Here is a 20,782-nt window from a genome sequence, read left to right on the forward strand (position 1 = left end):
CGCCGAATTCCCGCCCACCCCCCTCTGCCCTGCCGGACATCTCCCCCGCAAGGGGGGAGATCGGCAGCTTCGATGCGGTCGCTGTTCTTGCTGCGCTGGAGATTGGCGAAGGCAGGAGTGCAGTCCAATCTCCCCCCTTGCGGGGGAGATGGCCGGCAGGCCAGAGGGGGGTGTGACGGAACACTATCCTTCGTGGTGCGCGCTAGTACGGAGCGCGTCGCATGAGCCGGATGACGATCCTCACCGAGAATGAACTGCGCACAATCGTGACGCTCGATCTTGACGCGGTCGCCTGCGTCGAAAACGCTTTCCGCGCGCTCGCCACATTGCCGGTGGCGATGCCGCCGATTCTGCGGTTGGACATTCACGAGCAGCGCGGCGAGGTGGATGTGAAGTCCGCCTATGTGCCTGGAATAGACGGTTTCGCCGTCAAGATAAGCTCCGGCTTCTTCGACAATCCGAAGCTCGGTCTGCCCAGCGGGGGCGGCATGATGGTGTTGCTCTCGGCAAGAACCGGTGTGGTCGAGGCGCTGCTGCTGGACAATGGCTATCTCACAGATGTCCGCACCGCTGCTGCCGGCGCCGTCGCGGCGAAGCATCTGTCGCGGCCGGATTCGTCCGTCGCCGCAATCTTCGGCGCCGGCGTGCAAGCCGGGCTGCAACTCGAAGCACTCATGTTGGTGCGGCCGATCGCCGAGGCACGTATCTGGGCGCGCGATGCGGTCAAGGCGCAGACGGCCGCAGGCGCGCTGCGCGAAAAGCTCGGCATTCTCGTGCGCGCCGAGCCGGATGCAGCCAAAGCAACCATCGGCGCCGACATCATCGTCACCACCACGCCGTCGACCGAGCCGCTGATCAAGGCCGGCTTTGTCGTTGCCGGGCAGCACATCACCGCCATGGGCTCGGATGCCGAACACAAGAACGAGATCGCGCCGGCGATCCTGCGCATGGCCGATCTCTATGTCGCCGACAGCGCCAAGCAGACACGGCGTCTGGGAGAACTGCATCACGCCATCGCATCGGGCGTGATGGGAGCCGATGCCGCGGTCACCGAACTCGGCCAGATCATCGCCGGCGAACGGCACGGAAGGCGCTCACCCAGCGATATCACCATCGCCGACCTCACCGGCACCGGCGTGCAGGATACGGCGATCGCCACGCTCGCTCGCAACCGGGCGCGGGCGGCCAATGCCGGAACCATTTTTGAAAGCTGATGCTGGCCAAAGCGTGATCCGGAAGTGGAACCCGGTTTTTCCCAGAGATCACGTTCAAACAAGAACGACGAGCCTGTTTCCAACAAAGTTGAAACAGGCTCCAGGCCCAACAAACGAGGACCAAGAACAATGCAGCCGAACCTAAAATTCTCGCGTGGCGAATTTGCGGATCGCCTCGCCAAGACGAGAAAAGCCATGGAGGGGAAAGGCGTCGATCTGCTTGTTATCAGCGACCCATCCAACATGGCCTGGCTGACCGGCTATGATGGCTGGTCGTTCTATGTGCATCAGGCGGTGATCGTGCCACCATCGGGCGAGCCGGTCTGGTACGGTCGCGGCCAGGATGCCAATGGCGCCAAGCGCACCGCCTATCTCGCGCATGACAACATCGTCGGCTATGCCGACCACTACGTGCAGTCGACCGAGCGCCACCCGATGGATTTTTTGGCCAGAGTGCTCAGTGATCGCGGCTGGGGCAAGCTGACCATCGGCGTCGAGATGGACAATTACTGGTTCTCGGCTGCCGCCTTCGCCGCGTTGCAGAAGCACCTGCCCAACGCCCGCTTCGTCGACGCGACAGCGCTGGTCAACTGGCAGCGCGCCGTGAAGAGTTCAACCGAGATCGACTATATGCGCAAGGCGGCTCGGATCGTCGAAGCCATGCACCAGCGCATCGTCGACAAGATCGAAGTAGGCATGCGCAAATGCGATCTGGTCGCCGAGATCTACGATGCCGGCACGCGCGGTGTCGATGGCATCGGCGGCGACTATCCGGCGATCGTGCCGCTGCTGCCGTCGGGCGCCGACGCCTCGGCGCCGCATCTCACCTGGGACGACCAGCCGATGAAGTCGGGCGAGGGCACCTTCTTCGAGATCGCCGGCTGCTACAACCGCTACCATTGCCCGCTGTCGCGCACCGTCTTTCTCGGCAAGCCGACACAGGAATTCCTCGATGCCGAGAAGGCGACACTGGAAGGCATGGAGGCGGGGCTGGCGGCGGCAAAGCCCGGCAATGCCTGTGAGGACATCGCCAACGCCTTTTTCGCCGTGTTGAAGAAATATGGAATCGTCAAGGACAACCGCACCGGCTATTCCATCGGTCTCTCCTATCCGCCGGATTGGGGCGAACGCACCATGAGCCTGCGCCCCGGCGACCGCACCGAACTCAAGCCTGGCATGACCTTCCATTTCATGACCGGTCTCTGGCTGGAGACCATGGGACTGGAAATCACCGAATCCATCCTGATCACCGAAACCGGTGTAGAGTGCCTCGCCAATGTACCGCGCAAACTGGTGGTGAAGAATTGAGCCCGATGCCTAGCCTTCGCCCATCCCCGATCGCCCCGACCGTCGATTTCGACAAGGACGGCGTGCAACATGGTTTCCTGCGCCTGCCCTACAGCCGCAACGACTCGGCGTGGGGCTCGGTGATGATCCCGATCTGCGTCATCCGCAACGGCAAGGGGCCGACTGCCCTGCTCACCGGCGGCAATCATGGCGACGAGTATGAGGGGCCGCTGGCGCTCTACGATCTCGCCCGCACGCTCGATCCCAAACAGGTCAGCGGCACGGTGATCATCGTGCCGGCGATGAACTATCCGGCCTTTCGCGCCGGCACCCGGACATCGCCGATCGACAAGGGCAATATGAACCGCAGCTTTCCCGGCCGTCCCGACGGCACGGTGACGGAAAAGATCGCCGACTATTTCCAGCGCGAATTGCTGCCCCGCGCCGACCTCGTCTTCGACTTCCACTCCGGTGGCAAGACACTGGATTTCGTGCCCTTCTGTGCCGCCCACACGGTGCCCGACAAGGTGCTGGAGCAGAAAGCCTTCGATGCGGTCGCGGCGTTCTCTGCCCCGTTCTCGATGCGCATGATCGAGATCGACTCCGTCGGCATGTACGACACGGCGGCGGAGGAAATGGGCAAGGTCTTCGTCAGCACCGAGCTTGGCGGCGGCGGCACCTCGCGCGCACAGACTGTGCGGATCGCGCGGCGCGGCATCAGCAATGTGCTGCGCCATGCCGGCATTGTTGATGGTGCGGTCGAGAAGGGCAGAACTCAGTGGCTCGACATGCCGTCAGGCGATTGTTTCTCCTTCGCCGAGGAGGACGGCATGATCGAAACCATGGTCGATCTCGGCGAGCCTGTGAAAGAAGGCTCGGTGCTGGCGCGCATCCATTCCACCGGCCGCACCGGCATCGCTCCGCAGGAAATCCGGGCAAAAATGTCCGGCATTCTGGCGGCGCGGCATTTCCCCGGCCTGGTCAAAGCCGGTGACTGCGCCGCCGTCCTGGCCGTTGTGGTTTCATCGTGATTCGCAGAGTACGCCGCGCGAATATCAGTCGGTCTGGATCCAGACCGACTTGGTCTCCAGATACTCGTGCAGATGCTCGATGCCGCCCTCGCGGCCATAACCCGACATCTTCGTGCCGCCGAACGGCACCGCCGGGTCGATGGCATGGTACATGTTGACCCAGACCGAGCCGGCCTTGACGCGGCGCGCAAGCTTGTGCGCGGTGCCCAGATGTGTCGTGAAGATGCCGGCGGCCAGGCCATAGGGCGTCGCATTGGCACGCGCCACCGCTTCGTCGAGCGAGTCGAAGGGCATCGCCGAAATGACCGGGCCGAAAATCTCCTCGCGCGCGATGGTCATCTGGTCCGACACGGCGCCGAAGACCGTCGGCGCAATGAAGTTGCCGCCATCGTAGAGCTCGCCGGTCAGCCGCGAGCCGCCGGCGACCAGTTCGGCGCCTTCGTCGCTGCCGGCCCTAATATAGCCCTCCACCTTGGCTGCCTGCTTGGCATTGATGAGCGGTCCGATTTCCGTCTCTGCCTCGATGCCATGGCCGATCCGCAGTCTGCCGGCGAAATCGGCGAGCCGGCGGACGAACTCGTCATGGATTTCGCGCGCCACGAACAGCCGCGAGCCGGCAATGCAGATCTGGCCCGAATGCACGAACACCGCCATCGCCGCGATCGGAACAGCCTTGTCGATGTCGGCGTCGCGGCAGACGATGATCGGCGACTTGCCGCCGAGCTCCAGTGAAACGCGTTTGAGGTTGGCCACGGCTGCCCGCGCGATGGCCTGGCCGGTCAGCGTCGATCCGGTGAAAACGATCTTGTTGACGTCTGGATGTTCGGCGAGCCGCGCACCGGCTTCGGCCCCGGTGCCGGTGACGACGTTGACGACGCCGTCGGGCACGCCGGCTTCCTGCATCAGTTGCGCGATCAGCAGCGGCGTCAGCGACGCATCCTCGGACGGTTTCAGCACGATGGTGCAGCCTGTCGCCAGCGCCGGCGCGATCTTCCAGATCGAGGCGGCGGTCGGCGCGTTCCAGGGAATGATCGCACCAACGACGCCCACCGGCTCGCGCCGGGTGAAGGTGACGATCTCGCCGGGAATCGAATTGTCGATCGCCTCGCCATGCAGCGCCGTCGCCATGCCGGCATAGAAGCGCAGCATGCCGATGACGCGGCGCCGGTTGGAGAGCGTGCGCGTGATCGGCAGTCCCATATCGAGCGTGTCGGAAACGCTGAGCTCTTCCCAATGCGTCTCGAACAGATCGGCGATCCTGAGCAGCACGCACTGCCGCTCGTAGGGCGAGAATTTGGACCATGGGCCTTCGAAGGCCGCGCGCGCGGCGGCCACCGCCGAGTCGATATCGGCAGCCCCGCCGCGCGGCACTGTCGCCAGCACCTCGCCTGTTGCCGGATTGATTGCCTGCATGCCCTGGCCGGACTGCGCGGCGACCCACTTGCCGCCAATGAACATCGGTCGGAATTCGCCATGGTACAACGCCGTGGCCTTCGCCTTCGGGTCGAAGTTCAGCGTCATCTCTTCCTCCTCGCAATTCCTTGGCGACTATTACTCCCGCCGCCGACCTCAAACAAGGAAAGCTAAAGGGCGCTCAGATAACCAGGTTGTGCGGGTGACTTCCGAATCGCGCCAGCAACAAGAAACAGACAGCCGCTAGAGCATGGTCCCGAAAAGTGGAAACCGGCTTTCGGAAAAGATTGTGCTTCGACAAATGGCATCTAGAAAAATCATCGCGAGTTGTCGGAGCGCGTCGCTAAAAGCTCAATGAGGCAAGCCGATCATTGCCCACGGCGACCGTGATGCCGGCATTGCAGACGAGAGCGCAACAGGCAGTCGCCAGCCGCCACCCAGCGCTCACCCGTGGCCGGATCGATCGTGGCCGTTCCAGCCGGCTTCACCGTGACAGAGGTTTCGCGCGCCGCTTCGCTGCAATCGCTGTTGGATGACTGCTCGCGGAAGCAAGATCGGTCGAGCGGCCTCGCGACGTGCAAACATTGGCAGGATTGATCCGCAACCGACGGTGCCTGGCATCGATCGAGCACGCCGGTCCGTCACTCCGGAAGGCCGGCCTTTCGGAAGCCATCGACGAAATGGTCGAGCGTGGCAGTGTCGCGGAACGGCTCCGTCTCGACCCAGTGACGGGTGGTGAAATGTGGGTTCGCGACAAGGAACAAGTCGACCTCGGCGCGCGCCTCGTCGATCCGGCCGAGTTGCGCAAGGCTTGCCGCAAGGAAACGGCGCGAGCTTGTCCGATACGTCTCGTCCCGGCGCGTCGTCTCGACGGCGGCTTCATAGTCGCGCGCCGCATATTGCGCCTGGCCGAGCGTCAGATAGTACCAGCTTGCCGGAAACGGGTTCAGCCGGAACGCCTTGCTGATATAGTCGAGGCCCTCCTCGACGCGCCCGGCCAGGACCGCGATGTCGGACAATGTCGCCCAGGCATCGGCCTCGTTCGGGTCGAGCTCGAACGCCTTGGCAAATCCCACATCCGCTTCGTCGAATCTGCGCTCATAGGCAAGCAGGTTAGCAAGCACCCAGTGGCAGCCGGCATCGTTGGGATCGATCGCCACAGCCTTGAGCGCCAGTTCCAGGGCAAGGCCGCGGGCAGGCTCAATGGGCTCTCCCCAATGCACCCATCCCATCCAGTGGTTCATGGCAAGCCAGCGATAGGCTTCGGCATAGTCCGGATCGAGCGCAAGCGCGCGCGTCAGCAACAGATGCGCTTCGCGCGCCGTCTCCGGCGAGACGTCGATCAGGTTGCGGGCTCGCACGCACAGATCGTAGGCCTCGAGATTTCGGGGCCGGTTGCGCGGCAGCGGCGCGCGCAGCCGGCCAAGCAGCGCCTCGACGATCTTGGCCGTCACCTCGTCCTGAACGGCAAAGATATCTTCCAGGCCGCGATCGAAGCGGTCTGCCCACAAATGCTCGCCGCTCAGCGCGTCGACCAGCTGGGCGTTGATGCGCACGCGCCCGGCGGCGCGTCTGGCGCTGCCCTCCAAGAGATAGCGCACGCCTAGTTCTCTGGCGACCTCGCGCACATCCACCGCCTTGCCCTTGTAGGCAAAGGTCGAGTTGCGCGCGATGACGAACAGGCCGCCGATCCTCGACAGGTCGGTGATCAGGTCTTCGGTCAACCCGTCGGCGAAGGCTTCCTGCTCGGGGTCGTTGCTGAAATTGGCAAAGGGCAGCACGGCTATCGACGGTTTGGCGGGCAGCGGCAAAGCCTGTCGCTTCTCGTCGCCGAGCTGTTCGATGGCGCCGGCGAAGCGATAGCCGACGCGCGGAACGGTCGATATCCATTCTCCGCCGTTCGTGGCCGGACCCAGCAGCTTGCGCAATTGCGCAATCTGGACGGTGAGGTTGCCTTCCTCAACGGCGGTGCCTGGCCATGCCGCATCCATCAACTCGGCCTTGGCCACGATCTCGCCGGGCCGGGCGACGAGCGCCGCCAGCAGCTGCAGTCCGCGGTGGCCGGCGGCGACGGGAACTTGGTCCCGAAGGAGCGTTCCCGCACCCGGATCGAGCACGAACGGACCAAAGGCAAAGCGCGATCCCTGCATAACGCGCATCTATAGAGCAATTCCAGGAAAGGTGTGAAGGCGGTTTTCCCACGGGAAAGCGCAGAGCGCTTCACGGACGTATGGCGTCAAAACAAAGAGTTGAGCACCTCGTCGTTTCGATGAATCGGCGAGGTGCTCTAACTGCTTTGGAACTTTTGAGAACTATTTGGCCGCGCTTAATTACGGCGCCGTCCGCATGCGGCAGAATTCAACCTCTTTCAAGCCGAGGGCTGTCGCCCCTCAAACCGAATGGAGGTTGCCATGAACGATACCCTTGCTTCTGCTCGTGCAGCCTTGCCGGAAAAGGCGGTGTCATCGGGCCGGCGTCCGACGGGCCCGCGGGGCATGATCGCGGCCTGGCGCGAGCGGATACGCTTTCGCTGGGACCTCAAGCAGATGGCGGAGACCAATCCGCACCTGATCGACGATATCGGTCTGACCAGACGCCAGGTCGAGGCCGAAATCGTCAAACGCTTCTGGCAAGTGTGAGCTGATGTCGCGGATAAGACCCGCCCGCCTGTTTGGGCGTACCGCGGCGTTTTGCCGGCATTTGCACTTGCCGGAACGTGCCGATCCTGCTTCGAAGTCGGCATGAGCGCCGAAGACGCGACGTCACCGCCGGAGAACCACATCGCATGGGCCGCGATGGCCGGCATCATCGCGACAGTTACGGTGTTCGCCATAGCACAGGGGCTGACGTATCCGCTGCTCAGCTTCATCCTGGAACGGCAAGGGACGACACCGGGCCTTATCGGCCTCTCGGCCGCGATGACGCCTCTGGGTTTCATTATATCGTCGCTCTTCACGCCGGCGCTGGTCCGGCGGGTGGGCGCGGCGCGCTTTGCGGTTGTGTGTTCGATCCTGGCAGCAACCGTCCTGATCGCGATTGCCTGGACGCAGGATGTATGGGCCTGGATGCCGTTGCGCTTCCTGCTCGGCTTCTTTGCCAATCCGCTTTACGTGATCAGTGAAACCTGGCTGGTCTCGATCACACCCGCCGCACGCCGAGGCCGCATCATGGGCCTATACTCCTCCATCGTTTCCGCCGGCTTTGGCCTCGGCCCGCTGTCGCTAGGCTTGGTCGGCACGCAAGGATGGCCACCATTCATCATCGGCAGCGCGGCCTTCCTTGTCTGCGGCCTGATCGTGCTTGCCGTCGCGCCACGCCTGCCCGACATGCCGCGTGAGGGCGAAGCGGTGTCGGTCGGCGGCTTCTTCGCGCTGGCGCCGCTGCTCTTGTTCGCAGTCTTCACGGCTGCCGCCTTCGAGCAAGTCCTGCTTTCGCTGTTCGCGGTCTATGGTGCCGCGCTCGGCAGCACTGAGCAGCGCATCGCTTCGCTCATCACCTGTTTCATCGCCGGCAATGCCGTGCTGCAGGTCGTGCTTGGGCGCGCCGCCGAACGGTTTGGCTCGAAGCCGATGATGCTGTTCTGTGTCCTGGCTTGCCTGGCCGGTTGTTTGCTGTTGCCGTTGCTCTTCGCTACATGGCTTGTCTGGCCGCTCTTCTTCGTCTGGGGCGGGGTCTCGTTCGGGATCTACACGCTGTCGCTGATCCAGCTCGGCGAGCGTTTCACCGGTCAAGCCTTGATCGCCGGCAATGCCGCCTTCGCGTTCGTATGGGGGGTAGGCGGCATCGTCGGCTCACCCGTGGCCGGGCTGGCGATGCAACTGACCGGACATCAGGGACTGCCATTGTCGCTTGGCCTGCTGTGCTGCGTGCTGGTGGTGTTTCTGCTGGCGGAGTTACGGCGGGTTGACCGCGTTCAGGCGTAAGGCGTGCCTACCATTGCGGCCTTCAGGCCGATGCTGCCCTTGTCGACAATAGCGAGAAAGGCCGGACCCGCCTCGTCGCCGTCCTGGGTTTCTCGAAGCGTCCGATCCGCCTCGATGAACGCCACGGCCGCCAGGCGGGTGTCGGGGTCTGCAGCTTACGCCCGCCGCCTTCGGATAGTGCCACCATTAGGATATCCCAGCTCGTCGCGTTCGCTCTCGCTCGCGCCGACGCCGGCCCAGTCCGGACCAGCAATGTCTTCAGCTGCCATGTCTTCAAACCTCGATGTCAGGCGAAAACGCGGCCGCCGTAGAAACTCGGCGGCCGCCAATGGCGACGCTATATTCGCCCGAGAACAACCAGAATGATCACGATGATCAGCACCAGCCCTAGGCCACCGCCGCCATAGTAACCAGTGCCGTAGAACGGGCCGCCGCCGAGGCCGCTGAAGCCGCCGAGCAACGCGATGATCAGGATGATAATAAGAATGGTACCCAGGCCCATATGCCGTCTCCTTCGCTGCCGCGCCGTTCACGGCGCGGCTCGAAGAACTAAACTCCCAGCAAGCCTTCCTGTTCCCCGGCGATTTTCATCCGACGGCTAAGGAACGAAAGCCATCATGACGGCGTTTGCTGAGGTTCAGGCGCAAGCTGCGCGTGCATCGCGCGCCAGGCGGCGCGTAGAATTCAGAATTTACGCGGGATTGCCCTTTAGGCGGCCGGCCGCTCCTCCACCTGAACGCGCGGCAGGCGTGACGCCGGGCTTACGCTGGAAGGCGAGCTGAAACGTGTCGCCATCTGAAGCCGAATTGGTCGACGACGAGTTTTGGCCCCGCACCATTCCCAGTCGAGCTGAACCGGCAGCAGCTCACGTCGCCTTGCCGGCCGGCGCGCCTATGTCTTCCTCGGCAATATCGTCGAACGATGCGTAGTTCATGTTGTAGAGCCTGGCATAGAGGCCCTTGGCCGCCATCAGCTGCTCGTGATTTCCGCTCTCGACGATCTCGCCGTTCTGTAAGACGATGATGCGGTCGGCGCCACGTATGGTCGCCAGCCGGTGCGCGATGACCAGCCCGGTGCGGCCTTCCAGCAGCGTGACCAGTGCCTTCTGGATCAGCATCTCGGTGTAGGAATCGATGCTCGCCGTCGCCTCGTCCAGCACCAGGATTTTCGCATCCGCCACCAGTGCGCGTGCAAAGCTGATCAGCTGGCGCTGGCCGAGGGACAGATTGCCGCCGCGCTGTTCGAGCTCGGTGTCGTAGCCGTCAGGCAAATGCTCGATGAAGTCGTGCGCGCCAACGGCTTGCGCGGCGCGCACAACCTCTTCGCTGGTAGCCGATGTCTTGTGGTAGCGGATGTTCTCCAGCACCGTGCCGGAAAACAGGAACGGCTCCTGCAGCACCATCGCCACCTGATCGCCGAGCGAATCCTGCGTGACCGGTACGTCGAGCACTTCGGAGATGCGTTGGCCCGACGCCATGGCGCGCTGCATGACCGAGTACTGCATGGTGAGCGAGCGGATCGGGTCGAAGAAGCGCTGGATATAGAACAGGAACGCCACCATGACGCCGATGTCGAGGCTGTGCGACAGCACCATCGAGCCGCCGACGACGATCACGGTTACCATCGCAATGCCGGTCAGCGTGTCGACGATCGGCACCATCACCTGCGCATATTTGGCCGAGGTCAGGTGAGCCCTGAGATTGGCCAGCACCTTCTCGTCATAAAGGTCGAAATTGACGTGCTGGCGCTCCAGACTCTGCACCGTGCGAACGCCATGGATGCCTTCGGCCAGCGCGCCATTGGCGATCGAGTTGGTCTCATGCGCGGCCATGAAGGCGATCTTGGCGCGCGGCAGCCAGAACAGGCGCACGATGAACAACGCCGGCATGGTCGACAGCGTCAGCAGACCGAGCCGGAAATCGAGCCACAACAGAACGCTGACGATGCCGAACAGCAGCACGATGTCGCCCACCGACATCACCGAGGTCTCGAGGAATTCCTGCATGGAATTGACGTCGCCCTGCAGGCGCGACATCAGCCGGCCCACCTCGGTCTTGTCCATGAAGCTCAGCGAGACGCGCTGCAGATGGCTGAACATGGCGCGGCGCAAATCCGACAGCACATTCTCGGCCACCTTGCCGACGACGCTTTCCTGGACATAGCTGGCGGCATAGTTGATCAGGATGATCAGGGCGAAGGCACCGATCGCCCAGTTCATGACGGAGCTGTCGGCCTTGCCCGCCGCCATGCCGTGGTCGATGGCGTAACGGATGACCAGCGGGATCGCCAATTGCGTCAGAGTGAACACCAAAACGGCGGCCACCGAGATGAAGATCCGGCCCTGATACGGTCTCACGAAGCTCCAGATGCGGCGCACGATGCGCGGATCGTAGACCTTGCCGAAGACCTCTTCCTCGTCGCGGTGCGAACCGACGACGGCCCTGGTGGGCCGCCGGCTGGTGTCTTCTTTTTCGTCGTGACCCGGTGTCGACATTATGCGGCTCCCACCGCCACCGGCAAATCGTCGTCCGGCCGCAGCTGCAGGTCGTAAAGCGCTCGGTAGCGACCACCCAGCGCCAGCAATTCCTGGTGCGTGCCGCGCTCGGCGATGCGGCCATTCTCGATGAACAGGATCTGGTCGGCATGCATCAGCGAACTCAGCCGGTGCGAGATGATCAGCGTCACGCGGTCCTTGGCGAAGCGCTTCATCGCGGTGCGGATTCGCTGCTCGGTGCCGGCGTCGACAGCCGCGGTGGAATCGTCGAAGACCAGCACCGAAGGCCGCAGCATCAGGGTGCGGGCGATGGTCAGGCGCTGCCGCTGGCCCCCGGAAAGCGATGACCCGCGCTCGCCCACGACCGTGGTGTAGCCGGCCGGAAGCCCGATGATGTAATTGTGCAGCTGGGCGTATTCAGCCGCCTGCCCGATGCGGGTCTCGCGCGCCCACGGATTGCCATAGGCGATGTTGTTTTCGATCGAGGTGGTGAACAGGAAGGCGTCCTGCTGCACGACGCCGACCGCCTTGCGCAGCGATTGCAGCGTGACCTCGCGTATATCCTGCCCGTCGATGGTGATCGCGCCTGACCTCACATCGTAGAAGCGCGGGATCAGATGCGCGATGGTCGACTTGCCGCTGCCCGGCGGGCCGACAATGCCGACGGTCTCGCCGGACCTGGCCTCGAAGGAAATGCCCGACAGCGCCGGCCGGCCGCCGGCGCCCGCGTAGCGGAAGCCGACATTGTCGAAGCGCAGCAAGCCTTCGGTGACCACGAGATCCTTGGCATCAGGCGCATCCTCGATGTCAAGTTCGGCGTCAAGCAGTTCGAACAGCCTTGTGCCGCAGGTCGAGGCGCGGGCGAACGAGTTGACCATCAGCCCGAGCTGGCGCACCGGCATCTGCAGGATGGTCATGAAGGTGAGGAACTGCGCCAGCGTACCGACGCTGATCTGGCCCGCGATCACCTTCTGGCCGCCGAACCACAGCACCAGGCCCATGGCCGCCAGGAAGGAAAAATTCATGGCGCTGGTGTTAGAGACGCGGATGTCGACGCGCTGGTCGGCAAGCTCCAGCGCCGACTTCTTGGCGCGGTCGAATTTTTCCAGCTCATGCCGCTGCGCCGCAAAGGCGCGCACGACGCGGATTCCGCCGAGGTTCTCGTCCATCACCCGGCTCAGCACTGACAGCCGCTCCTGCAGCGTCAGCCAGGTGCTGCGCAGCCTGAGCTGTGTGACCGAGGAGCGCCAGGCGACGAACGGCACGAAACTCAGACTGAGCAGCCCGAGCTCGAGATCGGTGCTGATCAGGAGATAGGAGCCGACGCCGATCAGCACGCCGAGCAGCACCACGCGCAATATGCCGGTGGAAAAGAACATGCGCACGCCGTCGAGGTCGAGCAGGCCAAGCGTGATCAGGTCGCCGGTATGCACCCGGTCATGGAAGGAGAAGCTCAGCCGCTGGATCTTCTCGTAGAAGGCCAGGCGCAGCTCATAGCCGGTGCGGTGGCCAACGGCCTCGCCATAATAATTCTGCGCCATGGTGAAGAGGCCGCGCAGAATGCTGACGACGAGCAAGGTGATCGCCGTCGTCCACAGCGCCTGCTCAGCCGCCGCGCCGCCGCCTCCAGCCATCACGCCTTGCGCCTGGTCGATGGCGTGGCCGAGCAGGCGCGGGATGAACAGCTGCAGCGTCGCGGCAATGAAGGTCGAGGCGATGGTGATCGCAACTTGCCAAGGATGGCGCAGCGTCATGCGCACGATGCGCAGCAGCGTGCTGAGGCCCTTGCCCCAGGACGCCTCCGCCACATGGGCAAACGATTTGCCGCGCTTCGCCGCGCCGCTGGTTGCGTCCCTTGCCAAGGAATATCCAATCCGGTCCGGACATTAGCCCAGACGAATGAAGAAGACTCAGTTTCAGATGCCGCGATGGTACGCCTCCATTTTGACCGTTCAAGGGCCAATGGCGGTATCGCACTGTGCCTGAAATGAAAGTGAATACTCGGCATCGGCCCAGCTGGATTTGCCTGTGGGGTAGTCATGCCTTCACCAGGCTGATCGCACGTTTGGCTGCTCCATGCTCTACTCGCGTCTCTCAGGTGGTTGATAGCAGTCCTTCAATTTTCCCCGATCTCTTCGCTATTTCTTCTTCGTATACTTTCCCCGCATGCCGATGTGTGTCAGTATTTATTGTCGCTGGGGGGCGATAACGTGTCACGCATTTTCATCAGCCATTCGAGCCGCAACAATGCCGAGGCGCGTGCCATACGCGACTGGCTGATTTCCAATGGCTGGGACGACTATTTCCTCGATCTGGACCCGGAGCGCGGCATTGTCGCCGGCCAGCGCTGGGAGCGCGCACTGCACGAGGCGGCCAATCGCTGCCCGGCGGTGCTGTTCCTGGTCAGCGCGGCATGGTTGGATCTGAATGGTGCGAGAAGGAGTTGATGCTCGCCCACAAGCTCGACACCGATGTTCGGCGTCATTATCGATGACAAGGTGTCGATCGCCTCGCTGCCGCCCAAGCTGAAGGATTTTTGGCAGGCCAATGAGAATTGGTATAAAATTGCCTCCGACCGATCTCGGTCGGTAGTAATCCGGCGTGCCAACGGAGGTGTTCGGGAGGTTGGAACGGGTTTTATAATGAAAGGCTCTGATGTCATTGAGGGGCTATGGTTCGGGGATTGTTATTGTAACGTGCGCTCACGTTGTTAAGGGAGTTGAATTAGTTGATGTATACTTTCCAAGCGTAGATGAAAGTAATGATGTAAAAATCAGAAGTATAGTTTTTCAGTCTCCGGCAAGTGATCTAGATATATCAATTTTACCTATAGAGCATGGCTTGCTGTTTGGAGCCGTAGCCATAGATGATGTAACGCCAGACAGAGAAGCTTCAGTTTCATTCGCGCCGGCATGGACACTGATGGAAATTCGTCAAAAACGTCTCTGGCCATGGTCCGATATTGTGAGTGTTGAGCCTTCCATCGGATTCCAGCTTTCCATTATGCAGCCGCTTAAAAGTACTGCGATAGAAAGAAAATTTGCAGTCGACTTTCATCACTATAGGTAGCCGACTTTGGTACACCTATGCTTCGGGCCCTGGCGCAAGTGGATCTCCCGTATATAGCGACTACCCACCAGAATGGAGGCAAGGATATGGTCCATGACATACCCCTCAACTTAACCCGGGACGATTTCTCCGGAAGCCGTGTTGCCGCGAACCAGCTGCGAGCAAGCGCAGTGCCGGCAGGAGACGTACTGCGCTGCTTCAGATCGAGGGATATCTCGCAGCCCCTATGATTTCATTGCGGCTGACGGGCCGGCGGCGGACCGAATGACACAGGCAAGAGAGCCGTAGGGACGGGGAACAAGACAATGGACGACTACAAGGAACTCATCGAACAGGCAATTTCGGCCAATCGCAGGTATGATCTGAGGGAACTGCGAGAACTCTGCGAGCGGCTGGGGATGGCCCTGCCGGAGCCTTCGGACAGCGCGGGGGCGCTTGGCGCGGCGCTGATGAAAGAACTTCGGCGCAACCGCAGGTACGACCAGATACAGATGCTGGGTGAGACGTTCATCAAGGCCGGTTACTGCACGCCGCGTATCTGGACCATCTATGCGCAAGCCCTGGTCGACCGCGGCAATCAGGTGGCCGCAATCGGCATTCTGGGAAATCTTGCTTTGGAGGCCTCGGCCGAGGAGTTCGCCAAGGAAGCGTCGGAGATTCACGGCATACGCGGGAGGGCATGGAAGGACATTGCCTATGAGGCGATAGGACAAAAGCGCCTCGATGTAGCAAAGAGAGCATTAAAGAGCTCCTACGAGTGCTACTCGAAAGGATTGGAAACCAATCCCGACGATGTCGGAATGCTGGCATGGCACGGGACGCAGATCGTTGCCGTGGCACACCTCGCTGAAAGCCACGAGCTGCGCCATGATTTCGGCTCGAAGACCGAGCTTGCCAAAGATATTCTGAAACGCATGGCAGCTGACTATCGCGGCGACGGCAACGATGACCCGTGGATCCCCACAGCGGCAGGCGAGATGTGCGTAGCGCTTCAGGACTATGCAGGGGCGCGTGATTGGTATCAAAAGGCGATCGGGTCCGAGCGCACCGACAATTTTACCCTTGCCAGCGCGCATCGGCAGCTTTCGCAAATATGGCGCATTGGCGAGATCGAGGAAGGCGCCATAATCGGAGGCCTCGTTCTGGACGCTCTCGTGGAGATGGGGGGAGGCTTCCATTTGACGAAAGGCAATGCCGACCAGCTTCAGGCCCTGATCGGCACAACGCCCCCGGTCTCACTCGTGGCGCTACGATTTGCGATGAAGTCGGCTGAATCGATCGCGATGATTCGTTCCGGCTTTGCCCCCCTTGGCACGGGCTTCCTCGTCTCCGCGGCCGACATTGGGCTCGACCCCGCAATCGGGCAGGTCGTGATAACCAACGCTCACGTGGTCAGCGATCCATCGCAGAGCGGGGCCGCATTGCCGGGAGATGTTCAGGTCACGTTCCAGCTTCAGCCCGGCAACAAGGTTTACACGGTGGCGAAGATTGTGAAGTGTCTTTCCGTAGGAACTCACGATTGCAGCGTGTTGAAGCTCAACAAAGACGTATCCGACATCGATCCTTTGGAAGTGGTGGATTTGCCATTGGTGATGCCGCCCGATCCAACCGCGGTCGTTATTGGCCATCCGATGGGGCAGGAAATTTCTTTTTCGTTCCTCGACGGCCGGCTTGTGGCGTTCGAGCCTCTGGCGGAAGCAAAGCCGCAGCGCATGCACTATCGATCGCCGACCGACAATGGCAGCTCAGGCAGCCCGGTGTTCAATCGCAATTGGAAAGTCGTGGGCATCCATCACAAATATGTCGAGAACGCATCGCCGCTAGACGGCAAGGCGGGGGTTTATTCTGCCAATGAAGGCATCTCCATGGGATCGATCTGCCGGGCTTTCAAAGCTGGCCTGGGATAAGCGATCCGGTTGTCATGCTGTTGCGCGAATCCTGCCTCGGTTTGTGTAGAACAAAGCGGCTCCATTGTGAGGAGACAATCCGGGCTTCACTCGGCACGTTACTTCACGAAATCGGGACGGACGTTGGCTGTCGTGGCGCTCGGTGGCGGTTCGACGCTGTGCTGAGCCTCAGTTGCCGCCAATATGATCGGCTGCGGGACCGAGCGCCGTGAGCAGCGCCTTGCCGCTTTCCAGCGTTGCATTCTGGTGCGGGGCGCGCAGGTTCAGCCAGCGTTTGTCGCCGGAGCGCACCGCCAGCACGGCCTTCATTGCCGGGATCAGGCCTGCATCCTGGATCACCTTGCGGAACGCCCTGATCGCGGCGTCCGCTTCCGTGACGTCTTGGCCAGCGATCGTCGCGTCGTAGAGGTCGCGGATGGCCGCAGCGTTGAGATTGACGGTCGCGGAGATACAGCCCGCAGCACCACTGGCGAGCCCCTTGGTCAGTTGCGCCTCCGAGCTGGGGAACACCGCGACGTCGGGTGCGGCGGCAATCACCGCCGCCGTGTTGTTCCAGTCGCCGGCGCTATCCTTGTAGGCGACGACCGTCTCTGGAAACGCCGCGCTCAACCGGGCGGTCAGGGCAGGGCTTACCGGCACGCCGGAGTTCTGCGGGATGTGGTAGAGGATCATCTTCAGCGCCGGGTTGGCCACCCTTTCGATCAGCTCGCTGTAGTAGCGCGCCTGGCCATCGTCCCCGGCGGCCGTGTAGAAGAACGATGGCAGCACCATCACGGCGGCGCAGCCGAGGCCGACCGCGTGCTTCGACAGTTCGACGGTTTCGGGGAGTGCGGTGACGCCGGTGCCGGGCATCATGCGCGCCGGCGAAATGCCGGCCTCGATCAGCCATTCCAGCGCCTGCATGCGCTCATTGAGCGAGAGCGACAGTGCCTCGCCCGTGGTGCCGAACGGCGACAGGAAATGCGCGCCCTGGCCCAGCACCCATTTGGCGTGTGAGATCCACAAGTCACGAGCAATCCGGCCGTCATTTTCGAACGGTGTCAGGATCGGGGCGATGGTTCCTTGCGGGCGGGGCATGTCGGTCCTTCCATCGGTGCTGGAAATCAGCTTGGCATAGAGCATACGTACGATGCGATCTGCCAGAGGCGATCTCTTGGGCCACCGCGCCGGCCGTGGGAAAACTTGCGGGTCATTGCCGCGAAATTCTGGCCCTTCGGTCTGCCGCAACCAGATGACGCCGGCGTCAATGGGTTGCAAATGGACCGGGGTTGCAAATGGACCAGGGTTGCAAGTGGACCAGCCAAGCCCGAAATGTCGAACAGAGACAGATCCGGAAACGGCATGCACCCACGATTGCTCAAGACCTTCCTCGCCGTGGCGCGGCACCGCAACATCACCCGCGCAGCGCGGGAGGTTCATCTGGCGCAGTCGAGCGTCAGCGACCAGATCCAGTCGCTGGAAAGCGAACTTGGTGTCGTCCTCTTCATCCGCTCGCGCCACGGCCTCGACCTGACGACGGCCGGCGACGCGCTGAAACCCTATGCGGAAGAGATTCTGCAACTGGCGGAGGAGGCGCGTATTGCCGTCGAGGCAACGACGGGAATGACCGCCGGAACGGTTACGGTCGGCGCGCTGGAGACGATTGCCACTGTCAGACTTCCGCAATTGCTGGCGGCCTTTCAAGGCGACCACCCGGAGATCGGTCTGCGGCTGAAAATCGCCGGCAGCGATGCCCTGCTGCGGCAGCTCGAAGAGAGCGAGATCGACGTCGCCTTCTGTTTCGACAAGGGCGGTCTGGACGAACGTCTGGCCCGGCGCACGATATCGGCCGAGCCGCTGGTCCTTGTCGCCTCGCCCGAAGATGCGGCCGCATCGCGACAAAACGACCTGGCCGCGCTCGCCGCGATGCGTTTCGTGGTGACGGAAACCGGATGCGTCTACCGGCATCTGTTCGACACTGCCTTTGCCGAGATGGCAGCGCCAGAACTTGCCGCCGAAGTCGGCAGCATCGGGGCCATTGCGGGTCTGGTGGCGACTGGTGTCGGCATGGGCCTGGTGCCGCGGCTGGCCGTTGCCGACGCGCTCGATCGCGGCGAGATCGTCGAATTGCCGTGGCCGGGGTCGGCCCGCACGGCGTCGCTGGTCATGGTCTGGCGCCGCCGGCGGGTTCAGCCGCCGGCGCTGAAACTGCTGCTGGCGGCCGCGGCCAGGAATTTCGCTGCGCTCAGATCAGCCGATGACCGCCCTCGACATGCAGAACCGTCCCTGTCGTAAAACCGTTGCCCATCAGAAAGGCGATGGCATCGGCAATGTCGTCCGGCTGTCCGACGCGGCCGACCGGCAGGCGCCTGGCCATTGCATCGAGCGTCTCGTCCTTCTTGTCGCCGGCCACAAAACTCCAGATCGGCGTGTCGACCCAGCCCGGCGAGACGGCGTTGACACGGACCGGCGCCAGCTCGACCGACAGCGCCCGCACCAACCCTTCCAGCGCAGCGTTGACGGCGGCAACGACCGAGCCGCGCGCCGCCGGCCGGTAGGCGGCGATGCCTGAGGTGAAGGTGATGGAGCCGTTGGCCGAAAGCTGCGGCGCGCCATGCTTGGCGAGCAGCAGCGGCCCGTAGAATTTGCTTTCGACGACCCGCTGCGCCGCCTTCAGGTCGACTGAAGGCAATAGCTCATAGGCGCCTTCGATGTCGGCGGCGGTGCTGACGATATGGTCGAGCCGGCCAATTCGCTTGAACAGGTCAGCGACCTGATCCTCCCTGGCAATATCGGCGGCGACGGCGCTCAAAGCGGAAGGGTTCTGCAGCGCCTCGCCGGCACGCTTGAGCCTGGCTTCACTGCGGCTGACGATGATGACTTCGGCGCCTGAGTCCAGGCACCGCCTTGCCAACGCCAGCCCCATTCCGGAGCTGCCGCCAATGATAGCGATTTTCGATTTTGCGATGTCTGCCATGTTTCCGTTCCTGTCCTGAACCGCTCCGGCGAGAGTCGCAGACCGGCGGCAGGAGTGGAAACGGAAGAAAGCGATAGTGCCATCGGAGGCTCCGATGGCACTATCGTCGATAGGAACCGACGCGGGCCGCTCCGTCGAGTGCCCCTGTCAATGAAGTGCGCTCAGTAGCCGACCGTAAAGCGCTGCTTGATATGCGCCGGCTTTTCGATCTCGTCGGCCATGACGATGGCGTAGTCCTCGAAGGAAATGCTGCTGCCCTTGTCGGACGTCAGCAGCGTGTCCTTGCCGATGCGGTATTTGCCGGTCCGCTCGCCGGCGACGAACAGCGCCGAAGGCGACAGCAAGGTCCAGTCGAGATCGTCGACCGTCCTCAGCGTGTCGAGGAAGTCGGCGCCCTTCTGCGCCTCGGCCTTGTAGATATCAGGGAAGGTCGGCGTGTCGACCAGGCGCTTGCCGGGCGCAACCTCAAGGCTGCCGGCGCCGCCGACGACGAGGTAGCGTTTGACGCCGGAAGCACGCACGGCTGCGATGAGCGTATCGGGATCGCTGTCGAGGAAATGCACCGAGGAGATCACCGCGTCATGACCCTTGATCAGGGCGGCAAGGCCATCCTTGTCGAAGACGTCGCCCTTCTTGGCAGTCACGCCCGGAAGTGCCGCGATCTTGTCTGGATGCCGGGCAATGGCGGTGATGCTGTGCCCGCGATCGGAGAGTTCCTTAAGCAGGCGGGAGCCGACCTGGCCGGACGCGCCGATAAGTGCGATTTTCATGGGGATTTTCCTTTCGCTGGGGAGAATTTCGTCTGGGGAGAATTTCTGGGACTACGCCGCCTCGATGTGAGCGACCAGATTGTCGTAGCTGCCGAACAGCGCGTTGGCGCCGATCAGGCGCGGCGCCGTTTGGCCGATCACCGCCAGCGCGGGAACGCCATTGGCATGCAGCCGTTGGAACAACATCCGCCCGCGGCTGACCAGGTCGTGATGCTTCGCCAGAAACGGCTGCGTCGGCGCTTTCAAGAGCTTTGCCGCGTCGCTCATGCCGGCGTCGGTCAGTACCGCGGCGACGCCGTCAACCGTCACAATATCGCGGCCGTCGACATAGCGCGCATGCTGGATCGCCTTCAGTGCCGCAAGTTCCTTGCGCCAGTCGTCCAGCCCGGCGGCGTTGATGCCCATGGTGGCAGCGGAAGAATCGAGCAAGGTGCCGCTGACATTGAGCACATTGTCGAGATAGGCCTGGCTGAAGCGCTGTCCGCTCAGCCGCGCGATGCGCTGGTCATTGTCCCAGGCGTGGGCGGCAAAACCAGCATCCAGCGGCCGCGCGCCGGCACCGGAGAAAAGCCCCACCGGCAGCAGTTGGAGCGCGGTCCCGCCGGCGGCCAGTCGATCCAGCATCGGCGTGGCGCCATAGCACCAACCGCAGAGCGGGTCGAAAAGATAGGTTAGGGTTGCATTGGTCATGGCGGCCTCACTCTGTTGCCCGATAGAT

At 62.7% G+C, this 20,782-nt stretch carries 19 protein-coding genes; 9 read left to right on the forward strand and 10 right to left on the reverse strand.

Annotation, left to right across the window (positions count from 1 at the left end; genetic code table 11):
* The first annotated feature begins 221 nt into the window (after positions 1–221).
* The 3 genes from NKH38_RS14995 (at position 222) to doeB (ending at position 3,532) form a co-directional block, all read left to right on the forward strand.
* On the forward strand, positions 222–1,214 hold the full coding sequence (locus NKH38_RS14995) for a cyclodeaminase (RefSeq protein ID WP_023729206.1): 993 nt from the start codon (positions 222–224) through the stop codon (positions 1,212–1,214).
* A 129-nt stretch (positions 1,215–1,343) separates the two neighbouring features.
* Complete coding sequence (doeA, locus tag NKH38_RS15000) at positions 1,344–2,522, forward strand: ectoine hydrolase DoeA (RefSeq protein WP_023729207.1); 1,179 nt, start codon at positions 1,344–1,346, stop codon at positions 2,520–2,522.
* 5 nt (positions 2,523–2,527) lie between these two features.
* Positions 2,528–3,532, forward strand: a complete 1,005-nt coding sequence (gene doeB, locus NKH38_RS15005) for a N(2)-acetyl-L-2,4-diaminobutanoate deacetylase DoeB (RefSeq protein ID WP_023682666.1) — start codon at positions 2,528–2,530, stop codon at positions 3,530–3,532.
* Between the two features lie 24 nt (positions 3,533–3,556).
* On the opposite strand, the gene NKH38_RS15010 is transcribed toward doeB, so the two are convergent.
* Both NKH38_RS15010 and NKH38_RS15015 read right to left on the reverse strand, forming a co-directional pair.
* The gene (locus NKH38_RS15010; protein WP_352762605.1) at positions 3,557–5,053 is read right to left on the reverse strand and encodes an aldehyde dehydrogenase family protein; all 1,497 of its coding nucleotides are present in this window, start codon (positions 5,051–5,053) and stop codon (positions 3,557–3,559) included.
* Positions 5,054–5,586: 533 nt separating this feature from the next.
* Positions 5,587–7,104 (reverse strand): winged helix-turn-helix domain-containing tetratricopeptide repeat protein, encoded by a 1,518-nt coding sequence (locus tag NKH38_RS15015; RefSeq protein WP_352762603.1) that lies wholly within the window; start codon positions 7,102–7,104, stop codon positions 5,587–5,589.
* A gap of 252 nt (positions 7,105–7,356) precedes the next feature.
* On the opposite strand from NKH38_RS15015, the gene NKH38_RS15020 reads away from it, so the two are divergent.
* The gene (locus NKH38_RS15020; RefSeq protein WP_023729208.1) at positions 7,357–7,584 is read left to right on the forward strand and encodes a DUF1127 domain-containing protein; all 228 of its coding nucleotides are present in this window, start codon (positions 7,357–7,359) and stop codon (positions 7,582–7,584) included.
* A gap of 102 nt (positions 7,585–7,686) precedes the next feature.
* Positions 7,687–8,868 (forward strand): MFS transporter, encoded by a 1,182-nt coding sequence (locus NKH38_RS15025; RefSeq protein WP_023704772.1) that lies wholly within the window; start codon positions 7,687–7,689, stop codon positions 8,866–8,868.
* Here the strand turns inward: NKH38_RS15025 and NKH38_RS15030 are convergent.
* The 4 genes from NKH38_RS15030 to NKH38_RS15045 all read right to left on the reverse strand — a co-directional run bounded on the left by NKH38_RS15030 (position 8,859) and on the right by NKH38_RS15045 (position 13,224).
* Entirely contained in the window at positions 8,859–8,993 is a 135-nt protein-coding gene (locus NKH38_RS15030; RefSeq protein ID WP_352762602.1) for a hypothetical protein, read from the reverse strand. The genes NKH38_RS15025 and NKH38_RS15030 overlap by 10 nt on opposite strands.
* A gap of 212 nt (positions 8,994–9,205) precedes the next feature.
* Entirely contained in the window at positions 9,206–9,370 is a 165-nt protein-coding gene (locus tag NKH38_RS15035) for a DUF3309 family protein (protein WP_023667887.1), read from the reverse strand.
* A 363-nt stretch (positions 9,371–9,733) separates the two neighbouring features.
* Positions 9,734–11,362: an ABC transporter ATP-binding protein gene (locus NKH38_RS15040; RefSeq protein WP_352762600.1), complete on the reverse strand. Its 1,629-nt coding sequence runs from the start codon at positions 11,360–11,362 to the stop codon at positions 9,734–9,736.
* A complete protein-coding gene (locus NKH38_RS15045; RefSeq protein WP_023695248.1) occupies positions 11,362–13,224 on the reverse strand; it encodes an ABC transporter ATP-binding protein in 1,863 nt (620 codons plus the stop codon). The genes NKH38_RS15040 and NKH38_RS15045 overlap by 1 nt, the downstream gene beginning before the upstream one ends.
* Positions 13,225–13,572: 348 nt before the next feature.
* Between NKH38_RS15045 and NKH38_RS15050 the strand changes: the two genes are divergently transcribed.
* The 3 genes from NKH38_RS15050 to NKH38_RS15060 all read left to right on the forward strand — a co-directional run bounded on the left by NKH38_RS15050 (position 13,573) and on the right by NKH38_RS15060 (position 16,338).
* Entirely contained in the window at positions 13,573–13,809 is a 237-nt protein-coding gene (locus NKH38_RS15050) for a toll/interleukin-1 receptor domain-containing protein (RefSeq protein WP_352762599.1), read from the forward strand.
* Positions 13,810–14,017: 208 nt separating this feature from the next.
* Complete coding sequence (locus NKH38_RS15055; RefSeq protein ID WP_352762598.1) at positions 14,018–14,431, forward strand: S1 family serine peptidase; 414 nt, start codon at positions 14,018–14,020, stop codon at positions 14,429–14,431.
* 305 nt (positions 14,432–14,736) lie between these two features.
* On the forward strand, positions 14,737–16,338 hold the full coding sequence (locus NKH38_RS15060) for a S1 family peptidase (RefSeq protein ID WP_023709996.1): 1,602 nt from the start codon (positions 14,737–14,739) through the stop codon (positions 16,336–16,338).
* 168 nt (positions 16,339–16,506) lie between these two features.
* Here the strand turns inward: NKH38_RS15060 and NKH38_RS15065 are convergent, their stop codons facing one another.
* Complete coding sequence (locus tag NKH38_RS15065; protein ID WP_352762597.1) at positions 16,507–17,415, reverse strand: dihydrodipicolinate synthase family protein; 909 nt, start codon at positions 17,413–17,415, stop codon at positions 16,507–16,509.
* Between the two features lie 264 nt (positions 17,416–17,679).
* Between NKH38_RS15065 and NKH38_RS15070 the strand changes: the two genes are divergently transcribed.
* Complete coding sequence (locus tag NKH38_RS15070; protein ID WP_352762595.1) at positions 17,680–18,612, forward strand: LysR family transcriptional regulator; 933 nt, start codon at positions 17,680–17,682, stop codon at positions 18,610–18,612.
* Here NKH38_RS15070 and NKH38_RS15075 read toward each other — a convergent pair.
* From NKH38_RS15075 to NKH38_RS15085, 3 genes are all read right to left on the reverse strand, one after another.
* The gene (locus NKH38_RS15075; protein ID WP_352638006.1) at positions 18,563–19,294 is read right to left on the reverse strand and encodes an SDR family oxidoreductase; all 732 of its coding nucleotides are present in this window, start codon (positions 19,292–19,294) and stop codon (positions 18,563–18,565) included. The genes NKH38_RS15070 and NKH38_RS15075 overlap by 50 nt on opposite strands.
* Before the next feature lie 161 nt (positions 19,295–19,455).
* Positions 19,456–20,064: an NAD(P)-dependent oxidoreductase gene (locus NKH38_RS15080; RefSeq protein ID WP_023667893.1), complete on the reverse strand. Its 609-nt coding sequence runs from the start codon at positions 20,062–20,064 to the stop codon at positions 19,456–19,458.
* Between the two features lie 51 nt (positions 20,065–20,115).
* Positions 20,116–20,754: a DsbA family protein gene (locus tag NKH38_RS15085; protein WP_352655663.1), complete on the reverse strand. Its 639-nt coding sequence runs from the start codon at positions 20,752–20,754 to the stop codon at positions 20,116–20,118.
* Between the last annotated feature and the right edge of the window lie 28 nt (positions 20,755–20,782).

It is taken from the genome of Mesorhizobium sp. M1078 (genome assembly GCF_040318615.1).
Taxonomy (GTDB): Bacteria; Pseudomonadota; Alphaproteobacteria; order Rhizobiales; family Rhizobiaceae; genus Mesorhizobium.